This is a genomic window from Roseovarius pacificus (assembly GCF_900142665.1).
Taxonomy (GTDB): Bacteria; Pseudomonadota; Alphaproteobacteria; order Rhodobacterales; family Rhodobacteraceae; genus Roseovarius; species Roseovarius pacificus.
Window position 1 is genome coordinate 702,419 of sequence record NZ_FRBR01000001.1, and the last position, 12,744, is coordinate 715,162.

Below are 12,744 nucleotides of genomic sequence, written 5' to 3' on the forward strand. Positions count from 1 at the left end.
GCAAGGGGTATCTAGGCATCCCTCGCGGCGCGGTCAATGGGGAAGCGCGCGGCAAGATCGGCCATCAGCGCCCGGTCGGTGGCGTCCAGCCCCCCGCGCGCCCAGGGGCGAAACCGCTGGCGAAAGGCGGGCAGGATCAGATCCACCGCCGCATCGTTATCCATTCCGTCGGGAATGGCATAGCCGAACCGCACCGCGTCTTGCAGAAAATCCCCCGGCTCGCCCCCGATCCGAGGCCAGATGGACAGCCCCCGCAGCGCCAGCCGCTGCCAGTCGAACCGTGGGCCGGGATCGGATTTGCGATCCGGCGCCATGTCGGAATGGCCGATGATGCGCGTGGCCGGGATGCTCCAGCGGCGCATGATCCCCCGCAATAGCGCCTCGAGCGCCCGCATCTGCGGTTCGGGAAACGGATGCGCGCCGGTATTGGCCAGCTCGATCCCGATCGAGCGGGAATTGACGTCACGGACATCGCCCCACTGCCCGGCCCCGGCATGCCACGCGCGCTGATCCTCATCGACCATCTGCCAGACGGTCCCCGCCTCGCAAATCAGGTAATGCGCCGACACCTCGGCAGCCGCGTCGCACAACCGCTCAAGCGCGGTCCGGGCATTCTCCATCGCGGTGTAATGCAGAACGACCATATCGGGCAGCGCGCCCTGGCGGCGCGGCCCGAAATTGGGGGATGGGGTTGGAACGATATCGGGCTGCGCAACCGCGCCGGACATATCAGCCGCCGACGGCCTTGCGGAACGGGCGTGGGTCCCAGTCACAGGCATACCCGTCGCCATCCGGGTCCAGCCCCAGACGGTCGCGCTGCGGCCCGCCCTTCGACAAAAAGTCGATCTGCGCCTGATCGGCCGAGGCGTAAGCAGCGCAGTTGCGGCGGAACTTGGCCTCCTTGTTCAGACCCGGACGGCTGAACACCTGCGTGCCTCGGGGGTGATTGCTCTGCAAGGCGTACTGCACAACATTGGGTTCGCTCGTGCCGTTGCGCGCCGGCAGAGCCTCGGGCGCGATCACCTTGTAACGCGCCCGGTTGCGTTCGATCAGCGCGGCGTCGCTTTCGATGGAGCGTTCCGAACTCACGGCTTCGAAATCGGTTTCCTCCGACATGCCGTCGGCCGTGGTCACGGTTTGCGGCGGCGGGTTGCCGGGATCGGCATGGACCACCGCCTGCCCGGAATTCGCGGCCTGCTCACGCAAGGCGGCCTGCGTTTCCGCAGCCAGATCCGCCGCATCGTCGCCCTGCCCGCCTGCCGGTATGGCCGCACCGTCCAGCGTCTCGGACGACACGGCGTTCGGAGCCGGTATGCTTGTGCCCGCAAGCTGCGTTTCACGCGCCTGCCGTTCGGCCTGATATTGAGTATAGTCGCCAAATCCCACGCCGGCCCCGCTGTCGGGAACCGCCGGAGCACAAGCCGTAAGGGCCGCAAGGGCCGTTGCACCAAGGATAATACGCATCTGCTTTGTCCTGCCGTCAGAAGCTTTTGATCGGTTGCTTACCACCATTTGCCGGGTTTGGCCACAAAACCGGCAGCCTGTTCAAGCGCATAAGCCGTATTCAGCAAATCGCCCTCTTCCCAGGGCCGCCCGATCAGTTGCAGCCCCAGGGGGAGGCCCTGCTTGTCCAGCCCCGCAGGCACCGAAATCCCCGGCAGCCCGGCAAGGTTCACAGTGACGGTGAACACGTCGTTGAGATACATCTGAACCGGATCGGCATCCTTCATCTCGCCCAGACCGAAGGCCGACGACGGGGTCGCAGGGGTCAGGATCGCATCCACACCATCGCCGAACACCTGCTCGAAGTCACGCTTGATCAGGGTGCGCACCTTGCGGGCACGGTTGTAATAGGCGTCGTAGAACCCGGCGGACAGCACATAGGTGCCCACCATCACGCGGCGCTTGACCTCGTCGCCAAAGCCCTCGGCGCGGGTTTTCTCGTACATCTCGGTGATGCCGTCGCCCTGCTCCAGCTTCGCGCGGTGGCCATAGCGCACCCCGTCATAGCGCGCGAGGTTCGAAGACGCCTCGGCGGGCGCGATCACGTAATACGCAGGCAAGGCATATTTCGTGTGCGGCAGGGAAATGTCGCGGATTTCCGCACCCGCGTCCCTGAGCATCGCCGTACCGTCCGACCACAGTTTCTCGATCTCTTCGGGCATGCCCTCCATGTGGTATTCGCGGGGAATACCGATCACCTTGCCCTTGACGTCGCCGGTCAGCATCGCCTCGAAATCCGGCACCGGAATATCGACCGAGGTCGAATCCTTCGGATCATGGCTGCACATCGCCTCGAGCATGATGGCCGCGTCGCGCACATCCTTGGTCATCGGACCCGCCTGATCCAGCGAACTCGCAAAGGCCACGATCCCCCACCGCGAACAGCGCCCGTAGGTCGGCTTGATCCCCGTGATACCGGTGAAGGCCGCGGGCTGGCGGATCGAGCCGCCGGTATCGGTGCCGGTCGCCGCAAGGCACAGATCGGCCGCCACGGCACTGGCCGAGCCGCCGGACGATCCGCCCGGCGTCAGCGCCGCCTCGTCATTGCCACGCCGCCACGGGTTCACCGCGTTGCCGTAGCACGAGGTTTCATTGGAACTGCCCATGGCGAATTCGTCCATGTTCAGCTTGCCCAGCATCACCGCACCGGCATCGAACAGGTTCTGTGTGACGGTCGATTCATATTCGGGCCGGAAGCCGTTGAGGATCGCGCTTGCGGCCTGGCTGGGCACGCCCCTGGTGCAGAACAGATCCTTGATGCCAAGGGGGATGCCGCACATGTCCGGCGCATCGCCGCCCCTGATGCGCTCATCGGCGGCTTTGGCCTGATCCCGCGCCAGATCGGGCGTGTGGTGAACGAACGCGTTCAGCGCGCCCGCACCCTCGATGTCCGACAGGCAGGATTCGGTCAGCTCGAGGCTGGTCACGTCGCCCTTGCGCAGCGCGTCCCGCGCGGCAGAGATGGTCAGCTTGCTCAGTTCAGACATTATTCCACCACCTTCGGCACTGCAAAGAACCCCTCGCGCGCATCGGGCGCGTTCGACAGGATCTTGTCGGGCATGCCGCCTTCGGTCACCACATCCTCGCGCCGCTTGAGACGCATCGGGGTGACGCCGGTCATCGGCTCGACGCCCTCGACATCGACCTCGGCCAGTTGCTCGATAAAGCCGAGGATATCGTTGAATTCCTGCGCCAGGGCCGGCAGCGCGTCCTCTTCGACGCGAATGCGGGCCAGCTTGGCCACCTTGGCGGCGGTGTCCTTGTCGATCGACATGCATCAATCTCCGTTTTCCATTCGCACCAGCGTTTAGCGCCCGGATACGGGCGGCGCAAGCATATGGCGGGCCTTTTCCCCCGCCGCAGCCATGCTAGGGTGAGATCGGACAACAATAGGAGACGGACATGAAACTCACATGGCTTGGACATGCCTCCTTCCGGCTGGAAATCGGCGGGCTGGTCCTGTTGATCGACCCGTGGCTGACCGGCAATCCGATGCTGGAGCCGGATCAGCACAAGGCCGCGCTCGACGGGGCGACGCATATCGTGCTGACCCATGCGCATTTCGACCATGCGGGCGACCTTCCCCGGCTGTCGAAGGAGCTCGGCGTGCCGGTGGTCGGCCAGTTCGACCTGATGTCGCACTGGGAAGAACATGCGGGGATCGAAACCGTGGGCTTCAACAAGGGCGGCACGGTCGATCTGGGCGGCGTGATGCTGACGATGGTGAACGCGGTGCATTCCAGCTCGGTCGGAACCGAAAACGGCCCGCAGGTGATGGGCACCGAATGCGGCTACATGATCGCGGGCGAAGGGCACACGATCTACCTGTCCGGCGATACCGACGTGATGGCCGACATGAAGGTGTTCAACGACCTGCACCACCCCGATATCGGCATCCTCTGTGCAGGCGGGCATTTCACCATGGACATGAAACGCGCGGCCTATGCGGCAAAGACGTTCTTTGATTTCAAGACGGTCGTTCCATGCCATTACAAGACCTTCCCGATCCTCGAACAATCCGCCGGGGAACTGGCGCGCGCCCTGCCCGGCGTCGATGTGATCGAACCGGAGGTGATGCAGGCGATCGAGCTTTAGGAAGGGGGCGCTGCCCCCGTCGCCGCAAGCGGCCTGTCCGGAGCTCCGCCCGTTCGGGGCTGAAACGATCCCCCGGATCGTTTCCGGGACGCCCCTCACCCCCGGAGTATTCCGGCAAGAAGAAGCAGGGGCCGCGGCCCCTGTTTTTATACCGTTGCGCACCGGCGGAATACCGACACGATACCGACGTGATACCGACGCGCCGGACGGCGAAAATATTTTGATCAAATTATTGTGGCATCCCGGCGCCCCCTGGGCTAGCCTTTGCGCGATCCACGTTCAGGAGCCGCCCAATGGAACTGTCAGACTATCCCACGATCCGTGTCGCCGCCTGCGACCTGAACGGACAGATGCGCGGCAAGCGTGTGCCCGGCGACTATGCCGCCAAGCTCGACAGCGGCGCGGTGCGCATGCCGCTGTCGGTTCTGAACGTGGACATCTTCGGCGCGGATATCGAAAATTCGCCGCTGGTCTTCGAAACCGGCGACGCCGACGGCGTGCTGCGCCCCACCGGTCGCGGGCCGGTGCCCCTGCCCTGGCTGAACGCGCCACAGCCCCTGATCCCGATGACCATGTATCACGAGGACGGCACGCCGTTTGACGGCGACCCGCGCCATGCGCTGGAGGCGGTGCTGGAGCGTTATGCCGCACGCGGCTGGCAGGTGGTGGCCGCGACCGAACTGGAATTCACGCTGGTCGACGACAGCGGCGATGCGCTCAAACATGTGCGCAGCCCGCGCTCGGGGCGGCGGCTGGATGCGCCAGGCATCCTGTCGATGTCGCAGATGGATTCCTTCGACGATTTCCTGACCGCGCTCTACGAGGGCTGCGCGGCCATGGGCATCCCGGCCCAGACCGCCACGATCGAGGCCGGAATCGGCCAGTTCGAGGTCACGCTCGATCATCAGGACGCGCTGCGCGCCGCCGATGACACATGGCTTTTCAAGGCCTTGATCAAGGGGCTCGCGCGCCGCCACGGCTTTGCCGCGACCTTCATGGCCAAACCCTTCGACGAGGATGCGGGCAACGGGATGCACATGCATTTCTCGGTGCTGGACGGCGACGGGCGCAACGTGTTCGACAATGGCGGCGCAGCGGGCACCGACACCCTGCGCGCCGCCGTGGCGGGATGCCTTGCGGGGATGCCGCCCGCGACGCTGCTGTTCGCGCCGCATGCCAACAGCTATGACCGGCTGGTGCCCGGCGCCCATGCGCCCACCGGCGCGGCCTGGGCCTATGAAAACCGCACGGCGGCCATTCGCATCCCCGGCGGGCCACCCGCCGCGCGGCGCATCGAACACCGTGTCGCGGGCGGCGACATCAACCCCTATCTCAGCTTCGCCGCCATCCTCGGCGCGGCCATGGCCGGGATCGAAGACGCCATGACACCCCCCGCCCCGATCACCGGCAACGCCTATGATCTGAACCTGCCCGGCCTCGCCGCCGACTGGCAAACCGCCATCGACCGCTTCGAAGCCTCGGAGCTGATCGCGCGCATCCTGCCGTCGGGCCTGATCCGCAATCTGGTGATGACCAAGCGGCAGGAACTTTCCGCCATGTCGGCCATCCCGCACGAGGCATGGTGGAAAACCTATCTGGAAACGGTGTAACCCCTTGCCTTCGGGCCACCGCCGCGCTGAACTGAAAGGGCTTGCCGCACGCGCCATGCTGCGCTAGCCTTAATTTGATCAAATTATGGAGACCCCATGAAGATCGGCATCCTTCAAACCGGCCACGCCCCCGATATCGTGCTGGGCGAACTGGGCGATTACGACACCATGTTCGCGCGCCTGCTGGACGGGCACGGGTTCGACTTCGCCACATGGAGCGTGGTCGACAACGAGTTTCCCGACAGCCCCGATGCGGCGGATGGCTGGCTGATCACCGGCTCCAAACACGGGGCGTACGAGGATCACGACTGGATCGCGCCGCTGGAAGAGTTCATTCGTGCCGTCCATGCCGACGGGCGGCCCATGATCGGCGTCTGCTTCGGCCATCAGATCATCGCGCAGGCGCTTGGCGGCAAGGTCGTCAAGTTTCCCGGCGGCTGGTCTGTGGGCCCGACGGAATACCGGATCGAGGGCCGGACCCTGCCGCTCAACGCCTGGCATCAGGATCAGGTCGTGGAATTGCCCGAAGGCGCACGCGTCGTCGGCTCGTCCGATTTCTGCGAAAACGCCGCGCTGATCTATGATGACCGGATTTGGACGATCCAGCCGCACCCCGAATTCACCGCGCGCATGATCGAACAACTGATCGACCACCGGGGCCGTGGCGTGGTGCCCGATGCCCAACTGGACGCGGCCCGAAACCGCCTGTCCGACCCAATCGCCAACGACGCCATCGCCGCGCGTATGGCCGCCTTTTTCAAGCGGGAGTCCTGAAATGTCCGACTGGATCAACACCCTGCCCGACCCGGCGCAGGCCTATCTCGAAGGCCGCCGCCTCGACGAAGTGGAATGCATCGTCGCCGACCTGCCCGGCATCGCCCGCGGCAAGGCCGTTCCGGCCAGCAAGTTCGCGCGCCAGCAGCATTTTCACCTGCCCGATTCGATCTTCTACCAGACGATCACCGGCGACTGGGGCGAAGAGGGGTTCATCGAGCGCGACATGATCCTGCGCCCCGACATGACCACCGCCACCGCCGCGCCGTGGACCGGCGACTGGACGCTTCAGGTGATTCACGACGCCTTCGACCGCGACGGAAGCCCCATTCCCTTTGCCCCGCGCAACGTGCTCAGGCGCGTGGTCGAGATGTACCACGAACGCGGCATGAAACCCGTGGTCGCCCCGGAAATGGAATTCTTCCTCGTGGCCCGCAATCTGGACCCGGCCAAGGAGATCGAACCGATGATGGGCCGCTCGGGCCGCCCCGCCGCCGCACGTCAGGCCTATTCGATGACCGCCGTCGACGAGTTCGGCCCCGTCATCGACGACATCTACGACTTCGCCGAGGCGCAGGGCTTCGAGATCGACGGCATCACGCAGGAGGGCGGCGCCGGGCAGCTGGAAATCAACCTGCGCCACGGCAGCCCGGTCAAACTGGCCGACGAGGTGTTCTTCTTCAAACGGCTGATCCGCGAAGCGGCCCTGAAACACGATTGTTTCGCCACCTTCATGGCCAAACCGATCGAGGACGAACCGGGCAGTTCGATGCATGTGCATCACTCGATCCTCGATGCCAGGACCGGCGAGAACCTGTTCTCGGACAAGGACGGCAGTGAAACCGAGATGTTCTATCACTTCATCGGCGGGCTACAGAAACACCTGCCCGACGCGATTGCCGTGCTCGCGCCCTACGTCAACTCGTACCGCCGTTACGTCAAGGACCACGCCGCGCCGATCAACCTCGCCTGGGCGCGCGACAACCGCACCACCGGCATCCGCGTGCCGCTCGCCCCGCCCGAAGCGCGCCGCGTGGAAAACCGTCTGGCCGGGATGGACTGCAACCCGTATCTGGGGATCGCCGCCAGCCTTGCCTGCGGCCTTCTGGGCATCATGAACCAGGAAACCCCGGACGGGGAGTTCAAGGGCGATGCCTATGCGGGCGAGGCCGACATTCCCCGCGTTCTCGGCACGGCGCTCGACATGTTCGACAACGCCACCGACCTGCACGATCTCCTCGGGCCGGACTTCGCGCGCGTCTATTCCATCGTCAAACGCGCCGAATACGAGGAATTTCTGCAAGTCATCAGCCCCTGGGAGCGTGAGCACCTGCTGCTGAACGTCTGAACGGGCCATGCGCCCGCAGCACCGCAAGTCTTTTGCCAGGACAAAGCCATGAACCTGCTCTTCGCCAATGACCGTCAGGGCCGGTATCCGCCCAGTTGGTACGCCGCCACCGCCAACGACCTACCTGCCTTCGCTCCCCTGCGCGGGCAGGAAAAGGCCGATGTCTGCATCGTTGGCGCGGGCTATACGGGGCTGTCGGCGGCGCTGCATCTGGCCGAACGGGGCTATGACGTGGTGCTGCTCGAAGCGCATCGCGTGGGCTTTGGCGCGTCGGGGCGCAATGGCGGTCAGTTGGGCTCGGGGCAACGGATGGAGCAGGACGGGCTGGAAAAGCTCGTCGGGCACGAGGACGCCGCGAAACTGTGGGATCTGGCCGAAGACGCCAAGGATCTGGTCAAGTCCCTGATCGCGAAACACGCCATCGACTGCCATCTGAAACCCGGCATCGCGCATATGTGCTTCACCCCGCGCGAGGTCGAGGCCGAATACGCCTATGCCGATCATCTGGCGGCGCGCTACGGCTATACCGCATTGGAAAAGCTGGATCGCGACGCGGCACAGGCGATCTGCCCCTCGCCGCGCTATGTGGGCGGCACGCTCGACATGACGGCGGCGCATCTGCACCCGCTGAACTACGCGCTCGGGCTGGCCCGTGCCGCGCGCGATGCGGGCGTGCGGATATACGAAAACACGCTGGTGGCGCAGATCAACAAGGGCCAGCCCGCCCGCGTGCAGGCCGACAAGGGCGCCGTGACAGCCGATCACGTCATTCTGGCCTGCAACGGCTATCTGGGCGGGCTCGACCGCAAGGTCGCCGCCCGTGTCATGCCGATCAACAATTTCATCGCCGCAACCGAACCTTTGGGGGACGACGCGGCAAGGGTGCTGGCCCGCGATATCGCCGTGGCCGACACCAGGTTCGTGGTCAATTACTTTCGCCTCAGCCACGACAATCGCCTGCTCTTCGGCGGCGGCGAAAGCTATGGCTACCGTTTCCCGTCCGATATCGGCGCGACCGTGCGCAAACCCATGGCCGAGATTTTCCCCCACCTGCGCGACGTGCGTTTCGACTACACATGGGGCGGCACCCTTGGCATCACCATGAAACGCATGCCCTATCTGGCGCGGCTTGGGCCCAACATGCTGTCGGCCTCGGGCTATTCCGGCCATGGCGTGGGCACCGCGACCCATGCGGGCAAGCTGATGGCCGACGCCATCGCCGGGCAGGCCGAAGGGTTCGACACGCTCTCGCGCGTTCCGGCCCCACGCTTCCCCGGCGGCAGCGCCCTGCGCGCGCCGCTGCTGGTGCTGGCAATGACGTGGTACGCGATGCGCGACCGGATGGGCGTCTGAGCCGCGACAGGTCTGTGCCGCGCCCCCAGGATACCTGCAATCCTTCTCCCGGTGCCGGGAACGGCACGCGCCCCTACCCATGGGCGCGGCAGCCTGTCACAGAATTTTCGCTTTGGGTTTACGCCGCTTTGTTTTAGATTTCCCGAAAAGATAGTTCAGGAAAGCCGAAAAGAATGACCCTGCCGCCCAATGTCTACGACGCCGAAGCCATCCCCGAAGCCGCCCGCGCCGAAATCGACCGCATGCTGCAATCAGGCGATCTGTTCCGCTATACCGCGCCGGAAAACGCCCCCGTCACATTGCTCGAGCAGGAGTTCGCCGATCATCTGGGCAGCAAATACGCGCTGGCGGTCTCGTCCTGTTCGGCGGCGCTGTTCCTGTCGCTCAAGGCGCTCGGCCTGCCGCGCGATGCACGGGTATTGATCCCCGGTTTCACCTTCGCCGCCGTGCCTTCTTCGGTGGTGCATGCCGATTGCATCCCGGTGCTCTGCGAAGTGGGCGAGAACTACCGCATCGACATCGACGATTTCACCGCCAAACTGGACAATGTGCAGGCCGTCATCATCAGCCACATGCGCGGCCATACCAGCGACATGGACGCCATCATGGCTCTGTGCACCGCCCGCGACATCCCGGTGATCGAGGACGCCGCGCATTCGCTCGGCACCACATGGGCGGGCCGCAATATCGGCACGATCGGGCAAGTGGGCTGTTTCAGCTTCCAGTCCTACAAGCTGGTCAATGCCGGCGAAGGCGGGATCATGGTCACCGACGATGCCGATCTGATCGCCCGCGCCGTGATCATGTCCGGCGCTTACGAGCATAACTGGTCCAAGCACATCAGGGGCGGCGATAACGCCCTGCGCGCCGCCTTTGCGACATGGCAGAACCAGTTGCCGCTCTATAACCTGCGCATGAACAACCTCAGCGCGGCCATCATCCGCCCACAGATTGCCGAAATCCCCCGCCGGGTCCGCGACGGACGCTCCAACCACGATTATGTCGCGGCGCAACTGAATGTGTCACCGTGGCTGAACGTCCCCGACAAGCTCACCCCCGAAGAGCGCGCACCGGATTCCATCCAGTTCAACCTCGTGAACATGAGCGATGAGGACACACGCGCCTTTGCCGCCGCGGCCGCCGAACGGGGCGTCAAGGTGCAGGTGTTCGGGCTGTCCACCGACAACGCACGCGCCTTCTGGAACTGGCAGTTCCTGCCCGAAGCGCCGGGCGACCTGCCCCGGACGCGCGCCATGCTGATGCGCGCCTGCGACGCCCGCCTGCCCGCACGCCTCACCCGGCCCGAACTGGACCTGATCGCCGACGCGCTGGTTCAGGCGGCAAACGATGTGATGGGCGAAGCACTGGCCTACGGCACCTGAAACCGGCGCGTCACAGCAGCGTCAGGCGGTCGGCCAGAAACGGATGCGCGGCAATGGCCGGGGTAACGATCCGCTCTTGCAGGATCGGGCGCAGGGTGGCAGCAACCTGCGCCGGCATCTCGCCCAGAATATCCTTGCGCGCCATCAGGCTGATCGTGCGGCTCAGCGGCTCGAACGGCAGTTCCATCACGTCGATCTGATCGGCAAAGCGCTGCGCCCGCATCAGCGCCAGCGGCGGCAGGATGCTCCAGCCCGAGCCCTGCCCGACCAGCGCCAGCGTTGCGTGATAACTGTCGATCTCGAAGCGGTGGCGCAAGGTCAGGTTCTGCCGCGTCAGATGCGCGCTGACCAGCCGGCCCATGTAATGGCGCTGCGTGTATTGCACCAGCGGCAGCCGCTTGAGCTGGCGCAGCACGTCGCCCCCCTGGTCGATCGCCCCCTTCGGCACGGCCGCGACAAACCCCTCGCGCAGCAGCGCATGCACCTCGGCCCAATCGCTCCCCGCCCCCAGATCGGCGGCCACGATCACGTCGAGCGTGCGCTGATCCAGCAGATCGTACAGGTAATGGCTGGCCCCGGTCTCCAGCAGGAACTGACAGCCGCGCAATTCGTCGGCCATGTGGGTCAGCAGGCGCGGGGTCACGTCGGCCTCGAAATCCTCGATCATGCCAAGGCGGAACCGCGTCAGCATCGACAGGTCCGACATGGCCAGTTCGGCGCGCGCCTGCGTGGCCTCGTTCAGGATCACCTGCGCATGGCGCTTCATGATCTCGCCCGCGGGGGTCAGGCGCACGGGCCGCGCGTTGCGTTGCAGCAACGTGGCCCCGACCGCGCCTTCGAGATTGGTCAACTGCTGGCTGACCGCCGACGGACTGGCCCCCAGGCGTTTCGCCGCCGCCGAGATCGAGCGTTCATCCGCCGCGGCCATGAACACCTCGATCCCCCACAGGGTTATCCGGCCCGGACTATCGACCATGCCAGCGTTACTTGTTCATCTTCGACAGCTTGTCCTGCAACTCCGACAGCTGCTTGCGGATGGCGTCGAGGTCTTCCTGATCCTCGTCCTTGGCGTCGTCCTCGCGCGCGGGGGCGCTCGTCATGCCGCCAAAGCCGCCGGTCATCGCCTTGAGAAACGCCTCCTGCTGGGCGCGCATGGCGTCCATGCCCGGCATGCTGGCCAGCGGGTTGCCCTTGGTCATGTTCTCGACCATGGCCGATTGCCCCTCGCGCAGCATCTCGAAACTGGCAGCCAGGAAATCGGGCACAACGCTGGTGGCCTGATTGGTGTAACTGCGCACCAGATCGGTCAGTACGTTGATCGGCAGGACATTGTCGCCCCGGCTTTCGTGTTCGGCGATGATCTGCAACAGGTATTGCCGGGTCAGGTCGTCGCCGGATTTGAGGTCGATGATCTGCACCTCGCGGCCCAGCCGGATGAATTCGGCGATATCGTCCAGCGTCACGTAATCGGACGTCTCGGTATTGTATAAACGCCGGCTGGCGTAGCGTTTGATCAGCAACGGCTTTTCGGTGTCGGCCACGTCGCGATCCTCCCATGTTTCAGCGCTGCAGCATAGCTTATGCCAGTGCAGCACAAAAAGAAAGGGCGGGCCGCTATGGGCCCGCCCCTGTCATACCGGCCGATCAGGGAGGATGGATCGAACCGTATGTTTCACACCGCGCTTACTTGACGGTGGTGGCTTTCTTGGCAGCCGCCGTTGCGTCGTCGGTGGCTTTCTTGACGGCCTTTGCGGCGTCTTCCTGCATGTCCTTGCCCGCAGCCATCATCAGTTCGACGGTGTCCATCTGAACTTTCTTGGCGATTTCGGCGAAGGCAGCCATGTTTTCGGCAGCCACTTCGGCATTGGCCGATGCGAAATCGGTCAGCGCCTTGGCGTAGTCGGCCGGCTCTGCCTTGGCTTTGGTCATGTCCGACATCTTGGCCAGGGTTTCCTTGGTCCATTTGCTGGACAGTTCAGCCGACTTTTCAGCGGCGTCCAGGGCAACGCCCGACAGCTTTTCGCTCAGGGCGGCCTGGTTCTTGAACGCGTCTTCCATCGCCTTGGTGTCGACGGGGAATGCGCCCATGATGTCTTTCATGACGGTGGTGAAGTCTTGTGCTTTGGCCATTGGTAGTTCCTCGGTTTTGCTGGTCCGCGGGACGATCCCGCCTTTCTGC

13 protein-coding genes are annotated in these 12,744 nt (G+C 64.8%); 6 read left to right on the forward strand and 7 right to left on the reverse strand.

Annotated elements, in window-relative coordinates:
- Positions 1–11: 11 nt before the first annotated feature.
- From BUB53_RS03385 to gatC, 4 genes are read right to left on the reverse strand one after another with little or no spacing between them, the layout of a single operon-like run.
- Positions 12–728, reverse strand: a complete 717-nt coding sequence (locus tag BUB53_RS03385) for an N-acetylmuramoyl-L-alanine amidase (protein ID WP_229709447.1) — start codon at positions 726–728, stop codon at positions 12–14.
- Position 729: 1 nt separating this feature from the next.
- The gene (locus BUB53_RS03390; protein WP_073032693.1) at positions 730–1,464 is read right to left on the reverse strand and encodes a hypothetical protein; all 735 of its coding nucleotides are present in this window, start codon (positions 1,462–1,464) and stop codon (positions 730–732) included.
- 38 nt (positions 1,465–1,502) lie between these two features.
- Entirely contained in the window at positions 1,503–2,990 is a 1,488-nt protein-coding gene (gatA, locus tag BUB53_RS03395; protein ID WP_073032695.1) for an Asp-tRNA(Asn)/Glu-tRNA(Gln) amidotransferase subunit GatA, read from the reverse strand.
- Entirely contained in the window at positions 2,990–3,277 is a 288-nt protein-coding gene (gene gatC, locus BUB53_RS03400) for an Asp-tRNA(Asn)/Glu-tRNA(Gln) amidotransferase subunit GatC (protein ID WP_073032697.1), read from the reverse strand. Before gatC ends, gatA begins: the two co-directional genes overlap by 1 nt.
- Before the next feature lie 128 nt (positions 3,278–3,405).
- On the opposite strand from gatC, the gene BUB53_RS03405 reads away from it, so the two are divergent.
- The 6 genes from BUB53_RS03405 (at position 3,406) to BUB53_RS03430 (ending at position 10,565) form a co-directional block, all read left to right on the forward strand.
- The gene (locus BUB53_RS03405) at positions 3,406–4,098 is read left to right on the forward strand and encodes a metal-dependent hydrolase (RefSeq protein ID WP_073032699.1); all 693 of its coding nucleotides are present in this window, start codon (positions 3,406–3,408) and stop codon (positions 4,096–4,098) included.
- A gap of 293 nt (positions 4,099–4,391) precedes the next feature.
- The gene (locus tag BUB53_RS03410; RefSeq protein WP_073032702.1) at positions 4,392–5,708 is read left to right on the forward strand and encodes a glutamine synthetase family protein; all 1,317 of its coding nucleotides are present in this window, start codon (positions 4,392–4,394) and stop codon (positions 5,706–5,708) included.
- Positions 5,709–5,804: 96 nt separating this feature from the next.
- Positions 5,805–6,482, forward strand: coding sequence for a type 1 glutamine amidotransferase (locus BUB53_RS03415; RefSeq protein WP_073032704.1), 678 nt, complete (start codon positions 5,805–5,807; stop codon positions 6,480–6,482).
- Between the two features lies 1 nt (position 6,483).
- The gene (locus BUB53_RS03420; RefSeq protein ID WP_073032705.1) at positions 6,484–7,830 is read left to right on the forward strand and encodes a glutamine synthetase family protein; all 1,347 of its coding nucleotides are present in this window, start codon (positions 6,484–6,486) and stop codon (positions 7,828–7,830) included.
- A 48-nt stretch (positions 7,831–7,878) separates the two neighbouring features.
- Positions 7,879–9,183 carry an NAD(P)/FAD-dependent oxidoreductase gene (locus BUB53_RS03425; RefSeq protein WP_073032707.1) on the forward strand — a complete coding sequence of 435 codons (1,305 nt, stop codon included), beginning with the start codon at positions 7,879–7,881 and terminating at the stop codon, positions 9,181–9,183.
- Between the two features lie 173 nt (positions 9,184–9,356).
- Positions 9,357–10,565 carry a DegT/DnrJ/EryC1/StrS family aminotransferase gene (locus BUB53_RS03430; RefSeq protein ID WP_073032709.1) on the forward strand — a complete coding sequence of 403 codons (1,209 nt, stop codon included), beginning with the start codon at positions 9,357–9,359 and terminating at the stop codon, positions 10,563–10,565.
- Positions 10,566–10,575: 10 nt separating this feature from the next.
- Here BUB53_RS03430 and BUB53_RS03435 read toward each other — a convergent pair whose 3' ends face one another.
- From BUB53_RS03435 to BUB53_RS03445, 3 genes are all read right to left on the reverse strand, one after another.
- On the reverse strand, positions 10,576–11,541 hold the full coding sequence (locus tag BUB53_RS03435; RefSeq protein WP_073032721.1) for a LysR family transcriptional regulator: 966 nt from the start codon (positions 11,539–11,541) through the stop codon (positions 10,576–10,578).
- A 7-nt stretch (positions 11,542–11,548) separates the two neighbouring features.
- Positions 11,549–12,106, reverse strand: a complete 558-nt coding sequence (gene phaR, locus BUB53_RS03440; RefSeq protein ID WP_073032733.1) for a polyhydroxyalkanoate synthesis repressor PhaR — start codon at positions 12,104–12,106, stop codon at positions 11,549–11,551.
- Between the two features lie 142 nt (positions 12,107–12,248).
- Positions 12,249–12,695, reverse strand: a complete 447-nt coding sequence (locus BUB53_RS03445) for a phasin, PhaP (RefSeq protein ID WP_073033705.1) — start codon at positions 12,693–12,695, stop codon at positions 12,249–12,251.
- Positions 12,696–12,744: the final 49 nt, after the last annotated feature.

Bases quoted from the DNA above. Each gene is read 5' to 3' on its own strand.
- BUB53_RS03425 (WP_073032707.1), top strand. From the start codon at position 7,879: ATGAACCTGCTCTTCGCCAATGACCGTCAGGGCCGGTATCCGCCCAGT.
- BUB53_RS03430 (WP_073032709.1), top strand. From the start codon at position 9,357: ATGACCCTGCCGCCCAATGTCTACGACGCCGAAGCCATCCCCGAAGCC.
- BUB53_RS03410 (WP_073032702.1), top strand. From the start codon at position 4,392: ATGGAACTGTCAGACTATCCCACGATCCGTGTCGCCGCCTGCGACCTG.
- BUB53_RS03385 (WP_229709447.1), bottom strand. From the start codon at position 728: ATGTCCGGCGCGGTTGCGCAGCCCGATATCGTTCCAACCCCATCCCCC.
- BUB53_RS03435 (WP_073032721.1), bottom strand. From the start codon at position 11,541: ATGGTCGATAGTCCGGGCCGGATAACCCTGTGGGGGATCGAGGTGTTC.
- gatA (WP_073032695.1), bottom strand. From the start codon at position 2,990: ATGTCTGAACTGAGCAAGCTGACCATCTCTGCCGCGCGGGACGCGCTG.
- BUB53_RS03390 (WP_073032693.1), bottom strand. From the start codon at position 1,464: ATGCGTATTATCCTTGGTGCAACGGCCCTTGCGGCCCTTACGGCTTGT.
- BUB53_RS03445 (WP_073033705.1), bottom strand. From the start codon at position 12,695: ATGGCCAAAGCACAAGACTTCACCACCGTCATGAAAGACATCATGGGC.
- gatC (WP_073032697.1), bottom strand. From the start codon at position 3,277: ATGTCGATCGACAAGGACACCGCCGCCAAGGTGGCCAAGCTGGCCCGC.
- BUB53_RS03415 (WP_073032704.1), top strand. From the start codon at position 5,805: ATGAAGATCGGCATCCTTCAAACCGGCCACGCCCCCGATATCGTGCTG.
- BUB53_RS03405 (WP_073032699.1), top strand. From the start codon at position 3,406: ATGAAACTCACATGGCTTGGACATGCCTCCTTCCGGCTGGAAATCGGC.
- BUB53_RS03420 (WP_073032705.1), top strand. From the start codon at position 6,484: ATGTCCGACTGGATCAACACCCTGCCCGACCCGGCGCAGGCCTATCTC.